Annotated in this window: 13 protein-coding genes; 8 read left to right on the plus strand and 5 right to left on the minus strand. The window is 42.6% G+C overall.

Annotated elements, in window-relative coordinates; genetic code table 11:
- Positions 1-422: 422 nt before the first annotated feature.
- The 4 genes from AB4407_RS15385 to AB4407_RS15400 all read left to right on the plus strand — a co-directional run bounded on the left by AB4407_RS15385 (position 423) and on the right by AB4407_RS15400 (position 6,505).
- Positions 423-899, plus strand: a complete 477-nt coding sequence (locus AB4407_RS15385) for a CreA family protein (RefSeq protein WP_372121169.1) — start codon at positions 423-425, stop codon at positions 897-899.
- A 143-nt stretch (positions 900-1,042) separates the two neighbouring features.
- Entirely contained in the window at positions 1,043-2,347 is a 1,305-nt protein-coding gene (locus tag AB4407_RS15390) for an inosine/guanosine kinase (protein WP_372121170.1), read from the plus strand.
- A 263-nt stretch (positions 2,348-2,610) separates the two neighbouring features.
- Entirely contained in the window at positions 2,611-4,359 is a 1,749-nt protein-coding gene (locus AB4407_RS15395) for a formate--tetrahydrofolate ligase (RefSeq protein WP_372121171.1), read from the plus strand.
- A 241-nt stretch (positions 4,360-4,600) separates the two neighbouring features.
- Complete coding sequence (locus tag AB4407_RS15400) at positions 4,601-6,505, plus strand: diguanylate cyclase (RefSeq protein ID WP_372121172.1); 1,905 nt, start codon at positions 4,601-4,603, stop codon at positions 6,503-6,505.
- A 75-nt stretch (positions 6,506-6,580) separates the two neighbouring features.
- On the opposite strand, the gene AB4407_RS15405 is transcribed toward AB4407_RS15400, so the two are convergent.
- Complete coding sequence (locus AB4407_RS15405; RefSeq protein WP_372121207.1) at positions 6,581-7,186, minus strand: beta-phosphoglucomutase family hydrolase; 606 nt, start codon at positions 7,184-7,186, stop codon at positions 6,581-6,583.
- 87 nt (positions 7,187-7,273) lie between these two features.
- On the opposite strand from AB4407_RS15405, the gene arfB reads away from it, so the two are divergent.
- Positions 7,274-7,684, plus strand: a complete 411-nt coding sequence (arfB, locus tag AB4407_RS15410; RefSeq protein ID WP_012600691.1) for an alternative ribosome rescue aminoacyl-tRNA hydrolase ArfB — start codon at positions 7,274-7,276, stop codon at positions 7,682-7,684.
- 176 nt (positions 7,685-7,860) lie between these two features.
- Here arfB and AB4407_RS15415 read toward each other — a convergent pair whose 3' ends face one another.
- Positions 7,861-8,178: a helix-turn-helix domain-containing protein gene (locus AB4407_RS15415; protein ID WP_372121173.1), complete on the minus strand. Its 318-nt coding sequence runs from the start codon at positions 8,176-8,178 to the stop codon at positions 7,861-7,863.
- 198 nt (positions 8,179-8,376) lie between these two features.
- Between AB4407_RS15415 and AB4407_RS15420 the strand changes: the two genes are divergently transcribed.
- Entirely contained in the window at positions 8,377-8,715 is a 339-nt protein-coding gene (locus AB4407_RS15420; protein WP_372121174.1) for a hypothetical protein, read from the plus strand.
- 139 nt (positions 8,716-8,854) lie between these two features.
- On the opposite strand, the gene AB4407_RS15425 is transcribed toward AB4407_RS15420, so the two are convergent.
- The 3 genes from AB4407_RS15425 to AB4407_RS15435 form a co-directional block, all read right to left on the minus strand.
- Positions 8,855-10,012: a trypsin-like serine protease gene (locus AB4407_RS15425; RefSeq protein WP_372121175.1), complete on the minus strand. Its 1,158-nt coding sequence runs from the start codon at positions 10,010-10,012 to the stop codon at positions 8,855-8,857.
- A gap of 298 nt (positions 10,013-10,310) precedes the next feature.
- The gene (gene gcvT, locus AB4407_RS15430) at positions 10,311-11,444 is read right to left on the minus strand and encodes a glycine cleavage system aminomethyltransferase GcvT (protein ID WP_372121176.1); all 1,134 of its coding nucleotides are present in this window, start codon (positions 11,442-11,444) and stop codon (positions 10,311-10,313) included.
- Positions 11,445-11,914: 470 nt separating this feature from the next.
- Positions 11,915-12,538 carry a helix-turn-helix domain-containing protein gene (locus AB4407_RS15435; protein WP_012600696.1) on the minus strand — a complete coding sequence of 208 codons (624 nt, stop codon included), beginning with the start codon at positions 12,536-12,538 and terminating at the stop codon, positions 11,915-11,917.
- A gap of 440 nt (positions 12,539-12,978) precedes the next feature.
- Between AB4407_RS15435 and AB4407_RS15440 the strand changes: the two genes are divergently transcribed.
- Positions 12,979-14,271, plus strand: coding sequence for a serine hydroxymethyltransferase (locus AB4407_RS15440; protein WP_060981380.1), 1,293 nt, complete (start codon positions 12,979-12,981; stop codon positions 14,269-14,271).
- Positions 14,272-14,322: 51 nt separating this feature from the next.
- Positions 14,323-14,703 (plus strand): glycine cleavage system protein GcvH, encoded by a 381-nt coding sequence (gene gcvH / locus AB4407_RS15445; protein ID WP_009845137.1) that lies wholly within the window; start codon positions 14,323-14,325, stop codon positions 14,701-14,703.
- The last annotated feature ends 88 nt before the right edge of the window (positions 14,704-14,791 follow it).

Raw genomic sequence — 14,791 nt, forward strand, 5'->3', positions numbered from 1 at the left:
AATCCGCGATGAACCTTTTTAGTTTGCAATAGGGATCAATTGACAATATTCGACATTGTATATCAAGCTAAAGTGAACGCCTTTGCACTTGATAGTGAAGCTAGTATAAGGGCTTAAGGTATCTAAATGTCTTTCGTATGCCACGGATACCTCGGTTGCAATTCCACCTTATCGGAGACCTATAAACTAATTTTATTGCTCACCTACACTAACCATCTCATTAAAATTAAGTAAAAATATAAAAATCAACAGGTTAGATTTATTTAATTTTCTTGGGATTGTTAACGAGAAAGATATGGACGTATTACGAAACCATTAACAAATTCATTAAAAATTTAGTTAGCTTTTATTATCAAACTGCTATATTAAGATATAACAATTACATGAATAATTGACTAACCAGTTAATAATTAAGGGTTTTCATGAAAAAAGCTGTAGCAATTTTAACTTTGTCTTTCGCACTTTTTGGTTGCTCGGACAACGAGGTTGGCGACGTCTCTCTTGGATTCTTCACAATGAAAGATATCAAGATGTCTTCTTTAGATGATGATAAAATCGCAGGTGTGACTTGTCATATCGCTTCAATCGAAGCAAACCTTAGCCTTTCCGATCCAAGCGATAGCTCTATCTCTTGTCGTCAAACTGGAGAAATCACACCAGAAATGATTGCTAAAATAGACAAAAGCAAATCTGGTGAAGTGGTATTCAAACAATCAAAAAGCATCTTCTTTAAAACAATGAAGGTTCGTCGAATTTACGACGCAGAGAATCAATCCTTGCTTTACTTGTCATACACCACAAAAGAAACGGAAGGCAGTTTCAAGCATAGCCTTTCAACCGTTCCCCTATGGGGTACTGAGGCTTACGTTGATCCAGCAACACTCGTCCCAGTGGAATAGCATCACGTAAATGGCCTCAAGCGAAAAGTAAGCCGAGTCACCTGTACAGACATCGTACAGGTGATTCTAAATGTAATAAAAATGAAAGAATCAGAAACAAAATGTGATATCATGCGGCAAAATTTTTTCACTGTATTTTTCATATGAAGTTTCCTGGACAGCGTAAATCTAAACACTACTTTCCAACTCACGCACGTGATCCGTTGGTTAACCAAATGCAACAAACGCCTAAGCTTCACCGCGCAACAATTGTCGGTGTAGGTCAAACGATTGTTGATATCGAAGCCCGTGTTGATAACGCGTTCCTTGAGAAATACGAGCTGAGTAAAGGTCACTCACTGGTATTGGAAGAGAGTAAAGCAGATGCGTTATATGAAGAGTTAGTTGAGCGCGGTTTGATCACGCATCAATACCCTGGCGATACTATCGGCAACACACTGCACAACTATTCCGTACTTGCAGACAGTAAATCTGTATTGCTCGGCGTTATGTCTAAGAAGATTGAAGTTGGCTCATTTGGTTATCGTTACCTTTGCCGCACTTCTTCTCGTATGAATCTAAATCACCTCCAAACGGTTGATGGTCCTATTGGTCGTTGCTACACGCTTATTTCTGAAGATGGTGAACGTACGTTTGCAATCAACGAAGGCCACATGAACCAACTGCTTCCTGAAAGCGTTCCTGAAAAAGTATTCGAGAAAGCATCAGCATTGGTTGTTTCGTCTTACCTAATGCGTGGCAAGCCTGAAGATCCGATGCCAAAAGCGGTACAAAAAGCGATTGAATACGCGAAAGCGCACAATGTGCCAGTTGTACTGACGCTTGGTACAAAATACGTGATCGAAGGTAACGCTGAATGGTGGCAAGAATACCTGAAAGAAAACGTAACCATCGTTGCGATGAACGAAGACGAAGGTGAAGCACTAACGGGTGAGAAAGATCCATTACTAGCAGCGAACAAAGCGCTTGATTGGGTTGACCTAGTACTATGTACTGCAGGTCCAATTGGCCTTTACATGGCAGGTTACACAGACGAGCTAGCGAAGCGTGAAACAACGCTGCCACTATTGCCGGGTAACATCCCAGAATTCAACAAGTATGAGTTCAGCCGTGCAATGCGCAAGCAAGACTGTCAAAACCCAGTGAAAGTGTACTCTCACATTGGCCCTTACCTAGGTGGCCCGCGCGAGATTAAAAACACCAATGGTGCTGGTGATGGTGCGCTTTCTGCACTACTCCACGACATGGCAGCAAACAGTTACCATCATGTGAACGTGCCAAATTCAGAAAAGCACGAACACACTTGCCTTACTTACTCGTCTTTGTCTCAAATTTGTAAGTACGCAAACCGTGTAAGTTACGAAGTATTAACTCAGCACTCTCCTCGCCTTTCTCGTGCACTACCTGAACGCGAAGATAGCTTAGAAGAAACATACTGGGATCGTTAATCTTTTTAGGCAATCCCTAAATAAAATTATCTATTCTACGAAGGGCTGCTAGTATGCAGCCCTTTTTCTATCAAATCCCCGATAACAGTAATTAAATCGAATAGGTTGCCCGTTTAAGATTTGATCTCGCGCAATGACTCTTTAGATCTGTTATCTTCCAGCACATAATTCGTGTGGTTTGCCTTTACTTGGCAAATTTATGCAGTAGTATCGCCACGCAAACGTTTACGTACCGCCTTTCGGTTCTGATATAAGGATCAAATATGCTGTCTGATATTGATATTTGTCGCTCTACTCCCCTTAAAAACATCAGCGAGGTTGCCAAGCAAGCCGGCCTTCAACATAACGAACATCAGCCATTAGGCGAATTCAAATCTAAAGTTTCTCTCACGTCACTTGAACGCCTCGCTAACCAACAAGATGGTAAATTGGTCGTAGTCACGGCGATTACACCCACACCACTCGGTGAAGGAAAAACAGTAACCACCATTGGGCTCGCGCAAGGTCTTGCTAAAATTAACCAATCAGCGATGGCGTGTATTCGTCAGCCTTCAATGGGCCCTGTGTTTGGTGTTAAAGGTGGCGCAGCTGGAGGTGGCTACTCTCAAGTCGCTCCTATGGATCAATTGAACCTGCACCTGACTGGTGATATTCATGCCGTAACAGCCGCTCATAACCTTGCCTCTGCAGCGATTGATGCACGCTTGTATCATGAACAGCGTGAAGGCTTAGAGGCGTTTGAAGCGCGTTCTGGCTTAAAAGCCTTGGATATTGACCCAAGCAGAATCGTGTGGCGACGTGTACTCGACCACAATGATCGCGCACTACGCATGATCACTGTAGGCAAGAACGAAGCAAGCAAAACAATTAATGGTTTTGAGCGCGAAGACGGATTTGATATCTCAGCCGCTTCAGAGCTCATGGCGATTCTAGCACTGGCTGACGACTTACAAGATTTACGTAAACGCATTGGCCGTGTCGTGCTCGCCTATAATCATCAAGGGTTACCACTGACTGCAGATGACTTCAACGTTGCTGGCGCGATGACCGTTACAATGAAAGACTCTATTGAGCCTACTTTAATGCAAACCCTTGAAGGTGTTCCGACACTTATCCATGCGGGGCCATTCGCTAACATTGCACACGGTAATTCTTCAATTATTGCCGACAAAATTGCCTTAAAACTGAGTGATTTTGTGGTGACCGAAGGTGGTTTCGGCTCAGACATGGGTTTTGAAAAAGCGTGTAACATTAAGGTTAAGGCATCTAACAAGCAGCCTGACTGTGCCGTTGTTGTTGCAACGCTACGCGGATTGAAAGCGAACTCAGGTTTATACGATTTAAGACCGGGTGCCCCGCTGCCAGATTCTATATTTAGTGATGACCAAGATGCACTTATTGTCGGTTTCGAGAACCTCAAATGGCACATCAACAACGTTAAGCAATACCAAGTACCAACCGTCGTTGCTATCAACCGATTCCCACAAGATTCTGACCAAGAACTCGACGCATTAAAGCAGATGATCACCGCTTTCGATTCAAGCGTGAGTGTTGAAGTAAGTGAAGCGTTCGGTCAAGGTGGCGAAGGCGCGACTAAGTTAGCGAATGCAGTAGTAAAGGCTTGCCAAGTTGAAAGTAAATTTAAGCCTTTGTATCACTCAAAGCAAAGCCTAGAAGAAAAGCTGATGGCCGTCGCTGAAGTTGGCTATGGCGCAGCAAGTATCTCGCTATCACCACTGGCTAAAAAACAGTTGGCGGAGTTTAGCCAACACGGTTATAGCGACCTATCTGTGTGTTTAGCAAAAACGCCACTGTCAATCTCCACTGAAGCGAACATAAAAGGTGCACCATCTCAGTTTGACGTACCCGTTAGGGAGCTAAAACTGTGTGCGGGGGCCGGCTTCATCTACGCTTTATGCGGCAATGTAATGACAATGCCAGGCCTACCTGACAAACCGGCTTTTATGCAATTGGACATTGACAGCAAAGGGAATATCCTTGGCTTAAGTTAATCATGGCAAGAACTTAGCTAAAGTAGGCCTGATTTAGAATATCCTGTCCGTATTATGTTTCCATTATATTTATGGACAGGTTTCCTACTTTCAGTAATTAACGGCTCAATTTACACCTCAAAATGCAATAAATTTCATTGAAATCAAAATAATATGCAATCCTTATTATAAGTTTTGGGTCAAGATCACATTAATAGATCCACAAAATATATAGTATTGCGCTGATTTTTCGAGGACAGTGATGAATACGAGTATAAAAAAACTAATCGGCCAATTTCTGTGCACCATTCTTGCCCTAGGATTAGTCCCTGCCCTCTATATCAACTCTGAATTTGACAGAGTTGAAGCTCAGCACACACTCAATATCAAACAGTCGAGCCAAAACCAAATCGAATACAGCTTTCACGAGCTCTCTGTGATCGTTGAGCAAATCTCAAACTCAGTTCCTGCTATTGCAGATTCGCAAACCTTACTCCGCGCAGTCAACGATCCGTCAACCATTCATAAAGAAACACTGCAAGATCTCTGGGTTATGTTGGTGCGTGGTCAAAAATACTATTCTCAGCTACGCTACTTAGATCTTGAAGGTAACGAAGTATTCCGTGTTAACTACAAGGACGGACAAGCAATCGTGGCTCCCGACAACGAGCTGCAGGACAAATCCTCTCGTGATTATTACAAGGCGCTACAAGAATTACAGATTGGTGAGGTGAGCTCTCGCGGCATTGACCTTGAAGTTGAAAACGGAGAGATCGTTCACCCTTTAATTCCAGCGCTTCGCATTATGACGCCAGTCGCTGAAAACAACCGCATCATTGGTTACTTCATCGCAAACCTAAACATGCTTGAGATCTATAAGCGCCTTCATTATCAAATTGGCGCATCGTCTGCTGTTCCGATTATTCTTAACAAAACCGGACACATCATTATGGGGCCGGATCCTACGGAATCTTTCGGGCATGTGATTGAGTCACGTTCAGAGCAAACTTATGCAAAGTTATACCCAGAGCTTTGGACAGCGATTCAAGACAAGACATCTTCGAGCTATTTTGATGGCAAGAACTGGTATTTCCATTCTGATATCAGCCCGAAGATAAAACAGTTCGAAGGCCCTATCTACATGGTTCTTCATATTGAAAATCAACAGTTCAATAGCCAATACCAGCGCGAAAACCATTCGATCTTTGTACAGATAGTTACCCTAACGATTTTAATCTCGATGATTTCGGCAGGCTTTGTACTGTGGAATCAAAACCACAAGAAGAACAGCATCGATAGTCAACTGGCTAAAGCCGCGATGAATGGTATGTCAGCTTTGGTCATCACCGATAGAAACAACCGCATCATCAAGGTAAACCAAGAATTTACCCGCGTAAGTGGTTACAGCTTGGAAGATGTAAAAGGTCGGCAACCTTCTATGTTTGCCTCTGGTCGCTACAATCAAGAGTTCTACATTAAAATGTGGAGCGTCATTAAAGAGACAGGGATGTGGGAAGGCGAAGTGGTGAACCGACGAAAAGATGGCACCTTGATCACGGAAATTCTTCGAATCCAAACCATCAAAGACTCAAAAGATGTGATTCAATTTTATGTCGCGTCATTTGTCGATATCAGTAAGCACAAAGAACTCGAAAACAAGCTGAGAAACCTCAGTGAAAAAGACGCATTAGCCGGCTGTTGGAATAGACGAAAGTTCGACCTGGAGCTTCGTGACGAATGTTCTCGCGTTAGTCGTTACCCTACTCGCGAGCAATCTTGCTTAGCCATATTGGATATTGACCATTTCAAACGCATTAACGACAGATTTGGTCACGACTATGGTGATCGCGTTATTCAAACCGTCGCCCAGGTACTGCAACGAGAATGCCGAGATACCGATTTCGTGGCTCGTATTGGTGGAGAAGAGTTTGGGGTTATCTTGCCTCACACGACACCACAAGAAGCCGACTATGTGCTTAATAGGCTGAGAATAGCGATCAGTATCGAGTTCGACAACGTCGTTACAATAAGTGGCGGAATAACCAACCTAACAGGTGATCCTGCCCTTAACTACAAGTGTGCCGATCTTGCGCTGTACGAAGCGAAAGCCGCAGGCCGCAACAGCGTGTGTCTGTTCTTAGACAGTGAAATGAGCGAAATCGCCTAGTTAGAATGTGACAGCTGAACAAGTGTGACTACTAGGCGAGTGTAATTACTAAACGAGCATTCCACTTACTTTCAATCAGTTAGGTGCAGGGTGGAACTCCAACTTATTACCTTCAACTACTAGAATACAATCCATATTTGCCGCATGTGCAGCCTGCTTACCTAAATTAGTGTCTTCGAACACAACACATTGTTTGGGTTGTAACCCCATACCAAAACACGCGTCTAAGAAAGTGTCTGGATTAGGCTTGTGATTCTTAACATCGGTCGCCGTCACTAAGATATCAAGCTTGTTCAGAATGTCCGTTTTATCTAATAGTTGTTCTGCGCTTTTACGCTGGCTACCAGTCCCAACTGCGATCTTCTTATTCCCAAGATGTTCTAACAACAAAGAATGCGTACAAGGGATAAGGTCACCTTTGTCTTCAATGGCAGAAAACGATGCCATCTTAAATGTAGAAACCGCTTGTGGGTCAAGTGACAAACCGTATTTGCTGTTCACTTCACCCGCTATCTTATGACTCGGCATTCCGCCTAAACTGTGCAACCAAGACGCTTCAAAGTGAAAGCCAAACTCTTCTGCTGTTTGCTGCCATGCTTTCACATGAGCAGGCATTGTATCGATCAACGTACCGTCCATATCAAAGATTAATCCTTCATACGTCGTTAAATCAATTTTCATCACGATTACCACTCTTTAAGATAGTTGCTGATACCATAACCAATATTCAGTATCATGAGCTCATATTACCGTTTAAAATGGATGTTTATGTTACAAATATCTAACTCTGTTTCAATTCAAGACTGGGAACTCCAGCTAACCGCGATAAGAGCTCAAGGAGCCGGAGGTCAAAACGTCAATAAAGTATCGAGTGCGATACATTTACGTTTTGACATCAAGCACTCAACCCTACCCGATTTCTATAAAGAAAAACTCCTTGCACATAAAGATGGGCGTATCACTAAAGATGGCGTGATTATCATTAAAGCTCAACAGTATAGAACTCAGGAACAAAACCGAGACGATGCTTTGGTACGTTTGAAAGAGTTAATCTTAGAAGCAACAAAAGTTCAAAAAGTGAGACGTGCAACCAAGCCAACACGCGGCTCTCAAAAAAGACGGTTAGAAAGTAAAAAGCAAAGAAGCACCACCAAACAACTTCGCGGAAGAGTAGACTAATTGTTTCATGTCCGTAGTGAGCACCTCACCATGAAACAATCACTCTAGATCTAACTAGCTGGACAAAAGACGATACCTGACATTATTTATTCGTATACAATTTATTCGAAGACTGGTTCTTTGACGCTACATATTCGCAATACTATTGATTAGAAAGTATCTATTAGAACAAAAGGCTACTTCTGTTTTTTGACCGACAAAATCAGTTTAATCAACAGCATTCGCTCTTCACTGGTTAACAAACGACTAGCAGCAGCTACATCTTCCGCTGCTGCTTCAGACGCTCCTACAACGTCGAGTACGACATCCAAGTCCGTCACTTTCAAGGTTCTCGTGATCGAACGATACTGAGACATTTTGATATCCGCCTCTCCCCGCTCAATTCGTTGATAAGTTTTTAGGCTCATCCCTGCGCTAGCCGCCAATTTTTCTTGAGACCAATTGCCTTGCTTCCTGCGCTCAATCAGCGCAATGACTATAGGTTCTTGTGACATAAGCAACTCCAGAATAGACAGTTATGACCTAAATTCAGCAAGAAGCAGACCATATTGACTTAGAACAGTTTACATAAGCGATTAAAGGCATATTATTCGGCCGATAAAAACGTTACGTTTCATGGACTTTCACACTTACAACGGCGTTAAGTCGCGGGTAGATAAGTTTGAATTATCAGAGCTAGGAAATAAGAAAAATTGCAAATTGCGAATAATGATAGCGTGAAATTGGAAATTGCGAATCTCTATAAATTGGCATTTCCTTGCATACAACAGGCTTTAGAATCAGAAGATACCCGTAATGAAATTGTTGCGGTACAGCAGAGATTACTGACTTACAAAGAAGTGCTGTTACACGGAAATATGCTGGAAGATAAAGAATTAAAACAGGCTTTTTCTGCATTGAACCAAAGTGAAAAAGGTGTTGTGCAAGGTGGTATTCAAAATATCAACGATGCCATAAAGCAAATGGATGAAATTATCGAAAGGTATAGCAGGAAGGCGAAAATCAATAAACAGGCTTATCAACCAATTTGAATCGATAGTACACAGAAATAACTAAGTCGACGCTGATGCTTTTTAGCGTCGACTTAATCTAAGGCTTCTTTCATTAATGCTTAAATGAACAACCTGTCGAGGTATAACCTCTACTGTACTGGTGAGCGTCTAGTTAATTTTAAATAGATTGTCTTCTTAAAATAAGTAAACCAAGCGCGAATATTGACAAGAATCCCAAAGAACCGCCGCTACTAGAGCCTGAGTTGGAGCCTGAATTAGACCCGCCCGATAGGCTTATCTTAGGCATTGATGTTTCATTTAGCAAAGCAGTAGATGAATCAAGGGTTTGACCATCGCTCACACGTACGAGAACACGAGAGCTCGGTGTACTTCTAACTTCAAAAGTTGCGTTTTCAGTGCCTGAAACAACTCGCTGAATCCATCCTGCATAATCATAAACCTCCGTAAAAACGGACGTGTATTTTTCAGTAAGGCTTCCACATGTAGCTGGCCCGTAACTCGTAATGCCTATTTGCTGATAGCTACTCCCATCCCACCAATAGACAGGACCGCCTGAATCACCATTACAGGTCGAGTTTTTGTATCCATTGAACTGCGCTCCATCAAAACAAAGCTGTTTGTCCGTTGAATTACAGCTATTTGTAGCATCGAAGGTTAAATTGGCTTGATTGACTACATTGGTAGCAGTTCTAGAAACAGTTTTGCCTTGGTCATCAGTTATATGACTCGTCAAGCCTCGGCCAACTGCTTTAAACGTATCTTGACCACGATTCAATGCATAGACATTGTCGAATGTAGAGTTAATTGAAGAAGAGTAGTCTCGTACATTTAAGGCTGTTTTGAGTTTCAAGATAGCAATATCGTTTGGTAATACTTTCCCGTTGATGGGATCAAGATTATTACTATAGTCACTTGGATAATATATCTTTTCAACTCGTGCTGATTGGTATCCACCGTTGTTATATTTTGTTTGGTCCGCCATTCCTGGAACAACCCAAGTATTAAGCATCCACACGTAACTTTCATACACACAATGGGCAGCGGTAAGCACGAATTGTGCATCTATAATGGTTCCACCACAGTAGTTAGAAAATTTGGAACCATCATGAAAGTACAGGCTAGTAAACGTTGGATAAGTGTTAGTTAGCTCTGCATCTGTTGTGGGACTGCCATTGATAATATAAGGTGAAACACCAACATTTGGAGCACTTTCGACCGAGTTTTCCGTCGCCATAACACTTGATGTGTAAATCAATGGAGCTAACAGCCCTAAAACGGCTTTACGAACCGGACTCATTGTATGGTTAACATTCATAGATAACTCCTTGTAACCCTTACTACTTATTTACAAAAATGATGAATCGTCACCATAACACGTTACGACTAATATTATAGTAAGCAATTTTAATGATATAGCCATATGTCTCGTTTTAAAAAAACGAACTTTCAGGTCGCCGCGCTTGTAGCGATATAGAAAGTTATACGCTCTTAAAAATAGATACGTTCATAAAAAGGGAGATGGGCTTAAAACAAAAAAGCCTACCGTTGAACTTCTCTACACAGAGAAGCAAACAGTAGGCTTTGTTTAGCTTAATAGTTTCTCTTAAAAGACACTAGCCACGGTAGTAACGTTGAGGTACGAATGGCATTTTTTCTACTGTCATAGGTAATTTCTTACCACGAACTTCAGCGAATACTTCAGTGCCAATTACCGCTAAGTCAGTACGAACATAAGCCATAGAAACAGGCTTGCCTGCGTTAGGGCCAGCAGTACCGCTTGTTACAACGCCAATCTTGTTGTCTTCAGCATCGAACAATTCAGCACCTTCACGTACTGGTGCTTTAGTTTGACCAACAAGACCAACACGCTTACGTTGAACATCTTTCGTTGCGATTTGCTCAAGAATGATATCAGCGCCAGGGAAGCCGCCTGCACGTTCACCGTCTGTACGACGTACTTTTTGAATACCCCATAGAAGGCTAGCTTCTACTGGCGTTGTCGTTGTGTCTAGATCATGACCATATAGACATAGACCACACTCAAGACGAAGTGAGTCACGAGCACCAAGGCCAATCCACTCAACTTCCGCTTCTGAAGTTAGCTTGCGTGCCAATGCTTCAGCGTGATCGTTAGGAACAGAGATCTCGTAGCCATCTTCCCCCGTGTAACCACTGCGGCTCACGATGCATTCAACGCCATCGATATCGACTTTTTGAACGTCCATGAACAACATGTCTGCAACGCTAGGTTGGAAACGAGCAAGAACTTCAGACGCTTTAGGGCCTTGAAGGGCTAATAGAGCGCGGTCATCAATCACTTCCATTTCGACGTCAGCTGGAAGGTGCGCCGTTAGATGGTCGATATCTTGTGTCTTACAAGCTGCATTCACAACAACGAATAGGTGGTCGCCTAAATTAGCAACCATCAGGTCATCCATAATGCCGCCCTGCTCATTAGTAAAGAACGCATAGCGCTGCTTACCAGAAGGAAGGTCAATAATATCTACAGGAACCAAAGATTCTAAGACAGCAGCTGCGTTTGCACCATGTAGACGAAGTTGCCCCATGTGAGAAACATCAAAAAGACCAGCGGCATCACGAGTATGTAAATGCTCTTTCTTTACACCAAGTGGGTACTGGACTGGCATATCGTAGCCAGCGAAAGGAACCATCTTTGCACCCTCATCAACGTGAAGCGCATGCAGTGATGTTGTTAGTAGGTCTTGATTAGCGTGTTCTTGAGTCATTTTATTCTCCATGAAGCGTTGCAGGCTGTCCAAAATCGAGTCTGCTGCTTATATCTCTATTTAGAGTCGCCTCTAACGATACTGGTTAACGTTAGAAACAGTAGATAGTAAAAAGTGATGTCCTTTATATAGGCTTATATCGTTGGCTCTATAAATTATGAATAACTGTACAAAACCCATACAACTCACTTTCTAAGAATTCACTTCAGTAAACTTCAATCAACATGAGTAAACCATGTTCACTATAATAAACAAGCCTGCGTCAGTTTTACACCCTTAACAATAGTCAAACAGCTCAAAATGTGACATTTAACAATTTAAAAACAATTGTTCGGTACATACAAAAACGCGATATTGATGATTTTCGCATCAATATCGCGTCTATTAACTAACGTTCAACACAAAAGCAAACGTTTGCATTCACTATAAGAAATTCAAAGTTTGTCAGCTTATTTTGCAGTGACCTACAGTTATTTTGCAGTCACCCACAGAATAAGTGCGTCTTCAGCACTCGTTGAAATCAGCATGTGCCCCATATTCGCATCGTAATACATGCTATCGCCTTCACTCATTGGCACGGGTTCGTAGAATTCTGAGTAGAACATCACATCACCCGAGATGATCATTAAGAACTCTTCGCCATCGTGGCGCACCCAATCATTATACTCTTCAAAAGTACGAGCTCTCACTCGACTCTTAAACGGCATCATCTTCTTATTAGAGAGTTCTGTGGCAAGCAATTCGTGTTCATAAGTGGGTGTTGGGTGTGGTTTGCCTTGGCCTACCTTGGTTAAGTCACGACGTCCTGTAGCGACTTTTTTTCTTGGTGGCTCAAAGAGTTGCGGCATATCTATCTGCAACCCCATCGCCAATTTCTGCATCGCTTGAAAGGTCGGAGATATCTGTTCGTTCTCTATTTTACTGAGCGTAGAACGCGCCAAGCCTGTTCTTTGGCTTGCCTCTTCTAGTGTGATCCCAAGTTTACCGCGGATGTCTTTAATGCGCTGACCAAGCCTAAGTGGTTCAATATTCTGGTCTAACGTTTCCTTCGCCAACGTTAGAGATGGGTACTCATCATAAATGTCTTCTGACATAGGTCCCTCATTAATTTTTTACTTCCTGTCTATTAATTTCATTGTTGCATAAAGCGCTTTGTTGATTAAAGAGCACACAGAGAAATAAAGCGTGCTCTCCGTAGCAAAACAAGAAAATCTGTTTCCTATTGGAAATTTTTGTTGAAAATTGATTTTAACGGAGCTATGTTATCGACTTGTTAGATGAAGAGATGCTACTTCGGCTTGTCGCAAATGATAAATTTAACATTTGTAAGAGCTGTTTTTTACCCGAACTTTTGGGAACCAATTCGTGCTGCATTGACCCTACAACGATCGCTTAGATGCTGTAAGAGTATATTTAATACGCAATCAACGTATATCTGTACCTATATAGCGCAAACGATACCGATGCAGAAATCAACGTAAGACCTAATGGACTATAAAAACAATCACCATTAGCTTAATGAAAGGTCTCGACAATGAACGCTTACCAAAACCACAGCTTAGACAGTTTTTTCTCTACGAACCTATCAGGTACTGACGACGCCGTATTTGCTGGAATCCAAGCAGAGAACACTCGTCAAAACGAACAAATCGAACTTATTGCTTCTGAGAACATCGTTTCTAAAGCAGTAATGCAAGCTCAAGGCACTTGCCTAACCAACAAATACGCAGAAGGCTACCCAGGCCGTCGCTACTACGGTGGTTGTGAGCACGTAGATACCGTTGAAGCTATTGCAATTGAACGTGCTAAACAGCTGTTCAAATGTGAATACGTAAACGTACAGCCTCACTCTGGCGCTCAAGCAAACGGTGCAGTAAAACTTGCCCTACTTCAACCTGGCGACACAATCCTTGGTATGTCTTTAGATGCTGGTGGCCACCTCACCCACGGTGCACGTCCTGCAATGTCTGGTAAGTGGTTCAACGCAGTTCAATATGGCGTAGACCGTGACACTCTTGAAATCGATTACGAAGCGGTTCGCGCTTTAGCAATCGAAAGCCAACCTAAAATGATTATTGCTGGTGGTAGTGCTATCCCACGCGTTATTGATTTCGCTAAGTTCCGCGAAATTGCTGACGAAGTTGGCGCTATCCTAATGGTCGATATGGCACACATCGCAGGTCTTATCGCGACAGGTGCTCACCCTAGCCCACTACCACATGCACACGTTGTTACCACAACAACGCACAAAACACTTCGTGGCCCACGCGGCGGTATGATTCTGACGAACCACGAAGACATCAACAAAAAGATCAACTCTGCAGTGTTCCCTGGCCTTCAAGGCGGCCCACTAATGCACGTTATCGCGGCTAAAGCAGTGGCGTTTGGCGAAGCACTTGGCCCAGAATTTAATACTTATATTGATTCAGTGATCGACAACGCAAAAGTTCTTGCTGAAGTGTTGCAAACTCGCGGTTGTGACATTGTGACTGGCGGTACAGACACACATCTAATGCTGGTTGACCTTCGCCCTAAAGGCTTGAAAGGTAACGTAACTGAAGAAGCATTAGAGCGTGCAGGGATCACATGTAACAAAAATGGCATACCATTCGATACAGAGAAGCCTATGATTACTTCTGGTATCCGTTTAGGCACGCCAGCTGGAACCAGTCGTGGTTTTGGCACTGAAGAATTCAAACTTATCGGTGAATGGATCGGCGATGTACTTGATGGCTTAGTTGAAAGTCCTGAAGGCAATGCTGAAGTTGAGCAACGTGTTCGCAAGCAAGTTAAAGAGCTTTGCAAACGCTTCCCTCTTTACCGTTAAACCAATTTTAAGATTTAAATTAAAACCTCATAAATTTTTGGAGAATAAGCAATGGACAATACACTAAAGTTTGCAGACAGCCACGAGTGGGTAAAAGACAACGGTGACGGTACTGTAACTATTGGTATTTCTGAGCACGCTCAAGAGCTACTAGGTGACGTTGTGTTTGTTGACCTGCCAGACACTGAAGACGAAATTGAAGCTGGCGAAAGCTTCTCTCTGGTTGAATCAGTAAAAGCAGCTTCTGATATCTACGCACCAATCTCTGGCGAAATTGTAGAAATCAACGAAGAATTAGAAGATAGCCCAGAGCTAATCAACGAAGAACCTTATGAAGGTGGTTGGATTGTTAAAGTGAAGATGTCTGATGCGTCTGAACTAAACAACCTTAAAGATGCGGAAGAATACCTAAGCTCTGTAGAAGAAGACTAATAGGTAACCTCATTACGATAAAGCTGCTCTTTAGAGCAGCTTAATTTTAGGGGCTAGCTCACGGCTCCAGAGAGAAAGTAGAACATAT

The organism is Vibrio sp. 10N.261.46.E11, assembly GCF_041472735.1.
Lineage (GTDB): Bacteria > Pseudomonadota > Gammaproteobacteria > Enterobacterales > Vibrionaceae > Vibrio.

Bases quoted from the DNA above. Each gene is read 5' to 3' on its own strand.
- AB4407_RS15385 (WP_372121169.1), top strand. From the start codon at position 423: ATGAAAAAAGCTGTAGCAATTTTAACTTTGTCTTTCGCACTTTTTGGT.
- AB4407_RS15390 (WP_372121170.1), top strand. From the start codon at position 1,043: ATGAAGTTTCCTGGACAGCGTAAATCTAAACACTACTTTCCAACTCAC.
- arfB (WP_012600691.1), top strand. From the start codon at position 7,274: ATGTTACAAATATCTAACTCTGTTTCAATTCAAGACTGGGAACTCCAG.
- AB4407_RS15405 (WP_372121207.1), bottom strand. From the start codon at position 7,186: ATGAAAATTGATTTAACGACGTATGAAGGATTAATCTTTGATATGGAC.
- AB4407_RS15425 (WP_372121175.1), bottom strand. From the start codon at position 10,012: ATGAATGTTAACCATACAATGAGTCCGGTTCGTAAAGCCGTTTTAGGG.
- AB4407_RS15440 (WP_060981380.1), top strand. From the start codon at position 12,979: ATGAACGCTTACCAAAACCACAGCTTAGACAGTTTTTTCTCTACGAAC.
- gcvT (WP_372121176.1), bottom strand. From the start codon at position 11,444: ATGACTCAAGAACACGCTAATCAAGACCTACTAACAACATCACTGCAT.
- AB4407_RS15415 (WP_372121173.1), bottom strand. From the start codon at position 8,178: ATGTCACAAGAACCTATAGTCATTGCGCTGATTGAGCGCAGGAAGCAA.
- AB4407_RS15395 (WP_372121171.1), top strand. From the start codon at position 2,611: ATGCTGTCTGATATTGATATTTGTCGCTCTACTCCCCTTAAAAACATC.
- AB4407_RS15400 (WP_372121172.1), top strand. From the start codon at position 4,601: ATGAATACGAGTATAAAAAAACTAATCGGCCAATTTCTGTGCACCATT.
- AB4407_RS15435 (WP_012600696.1), bottom strand. From the start codon at position 12,538: ATGTCAGAAGACATTTATGATGAGTACCCATCTCTAACGTTGGCGAAG.
- gcvH (WP_009845137.1), top strand. From the start codon at position 14,323: ATGGACAATACACTAAAGTTTGCAGACAGCCACGAGTGGGTAAAAGAC.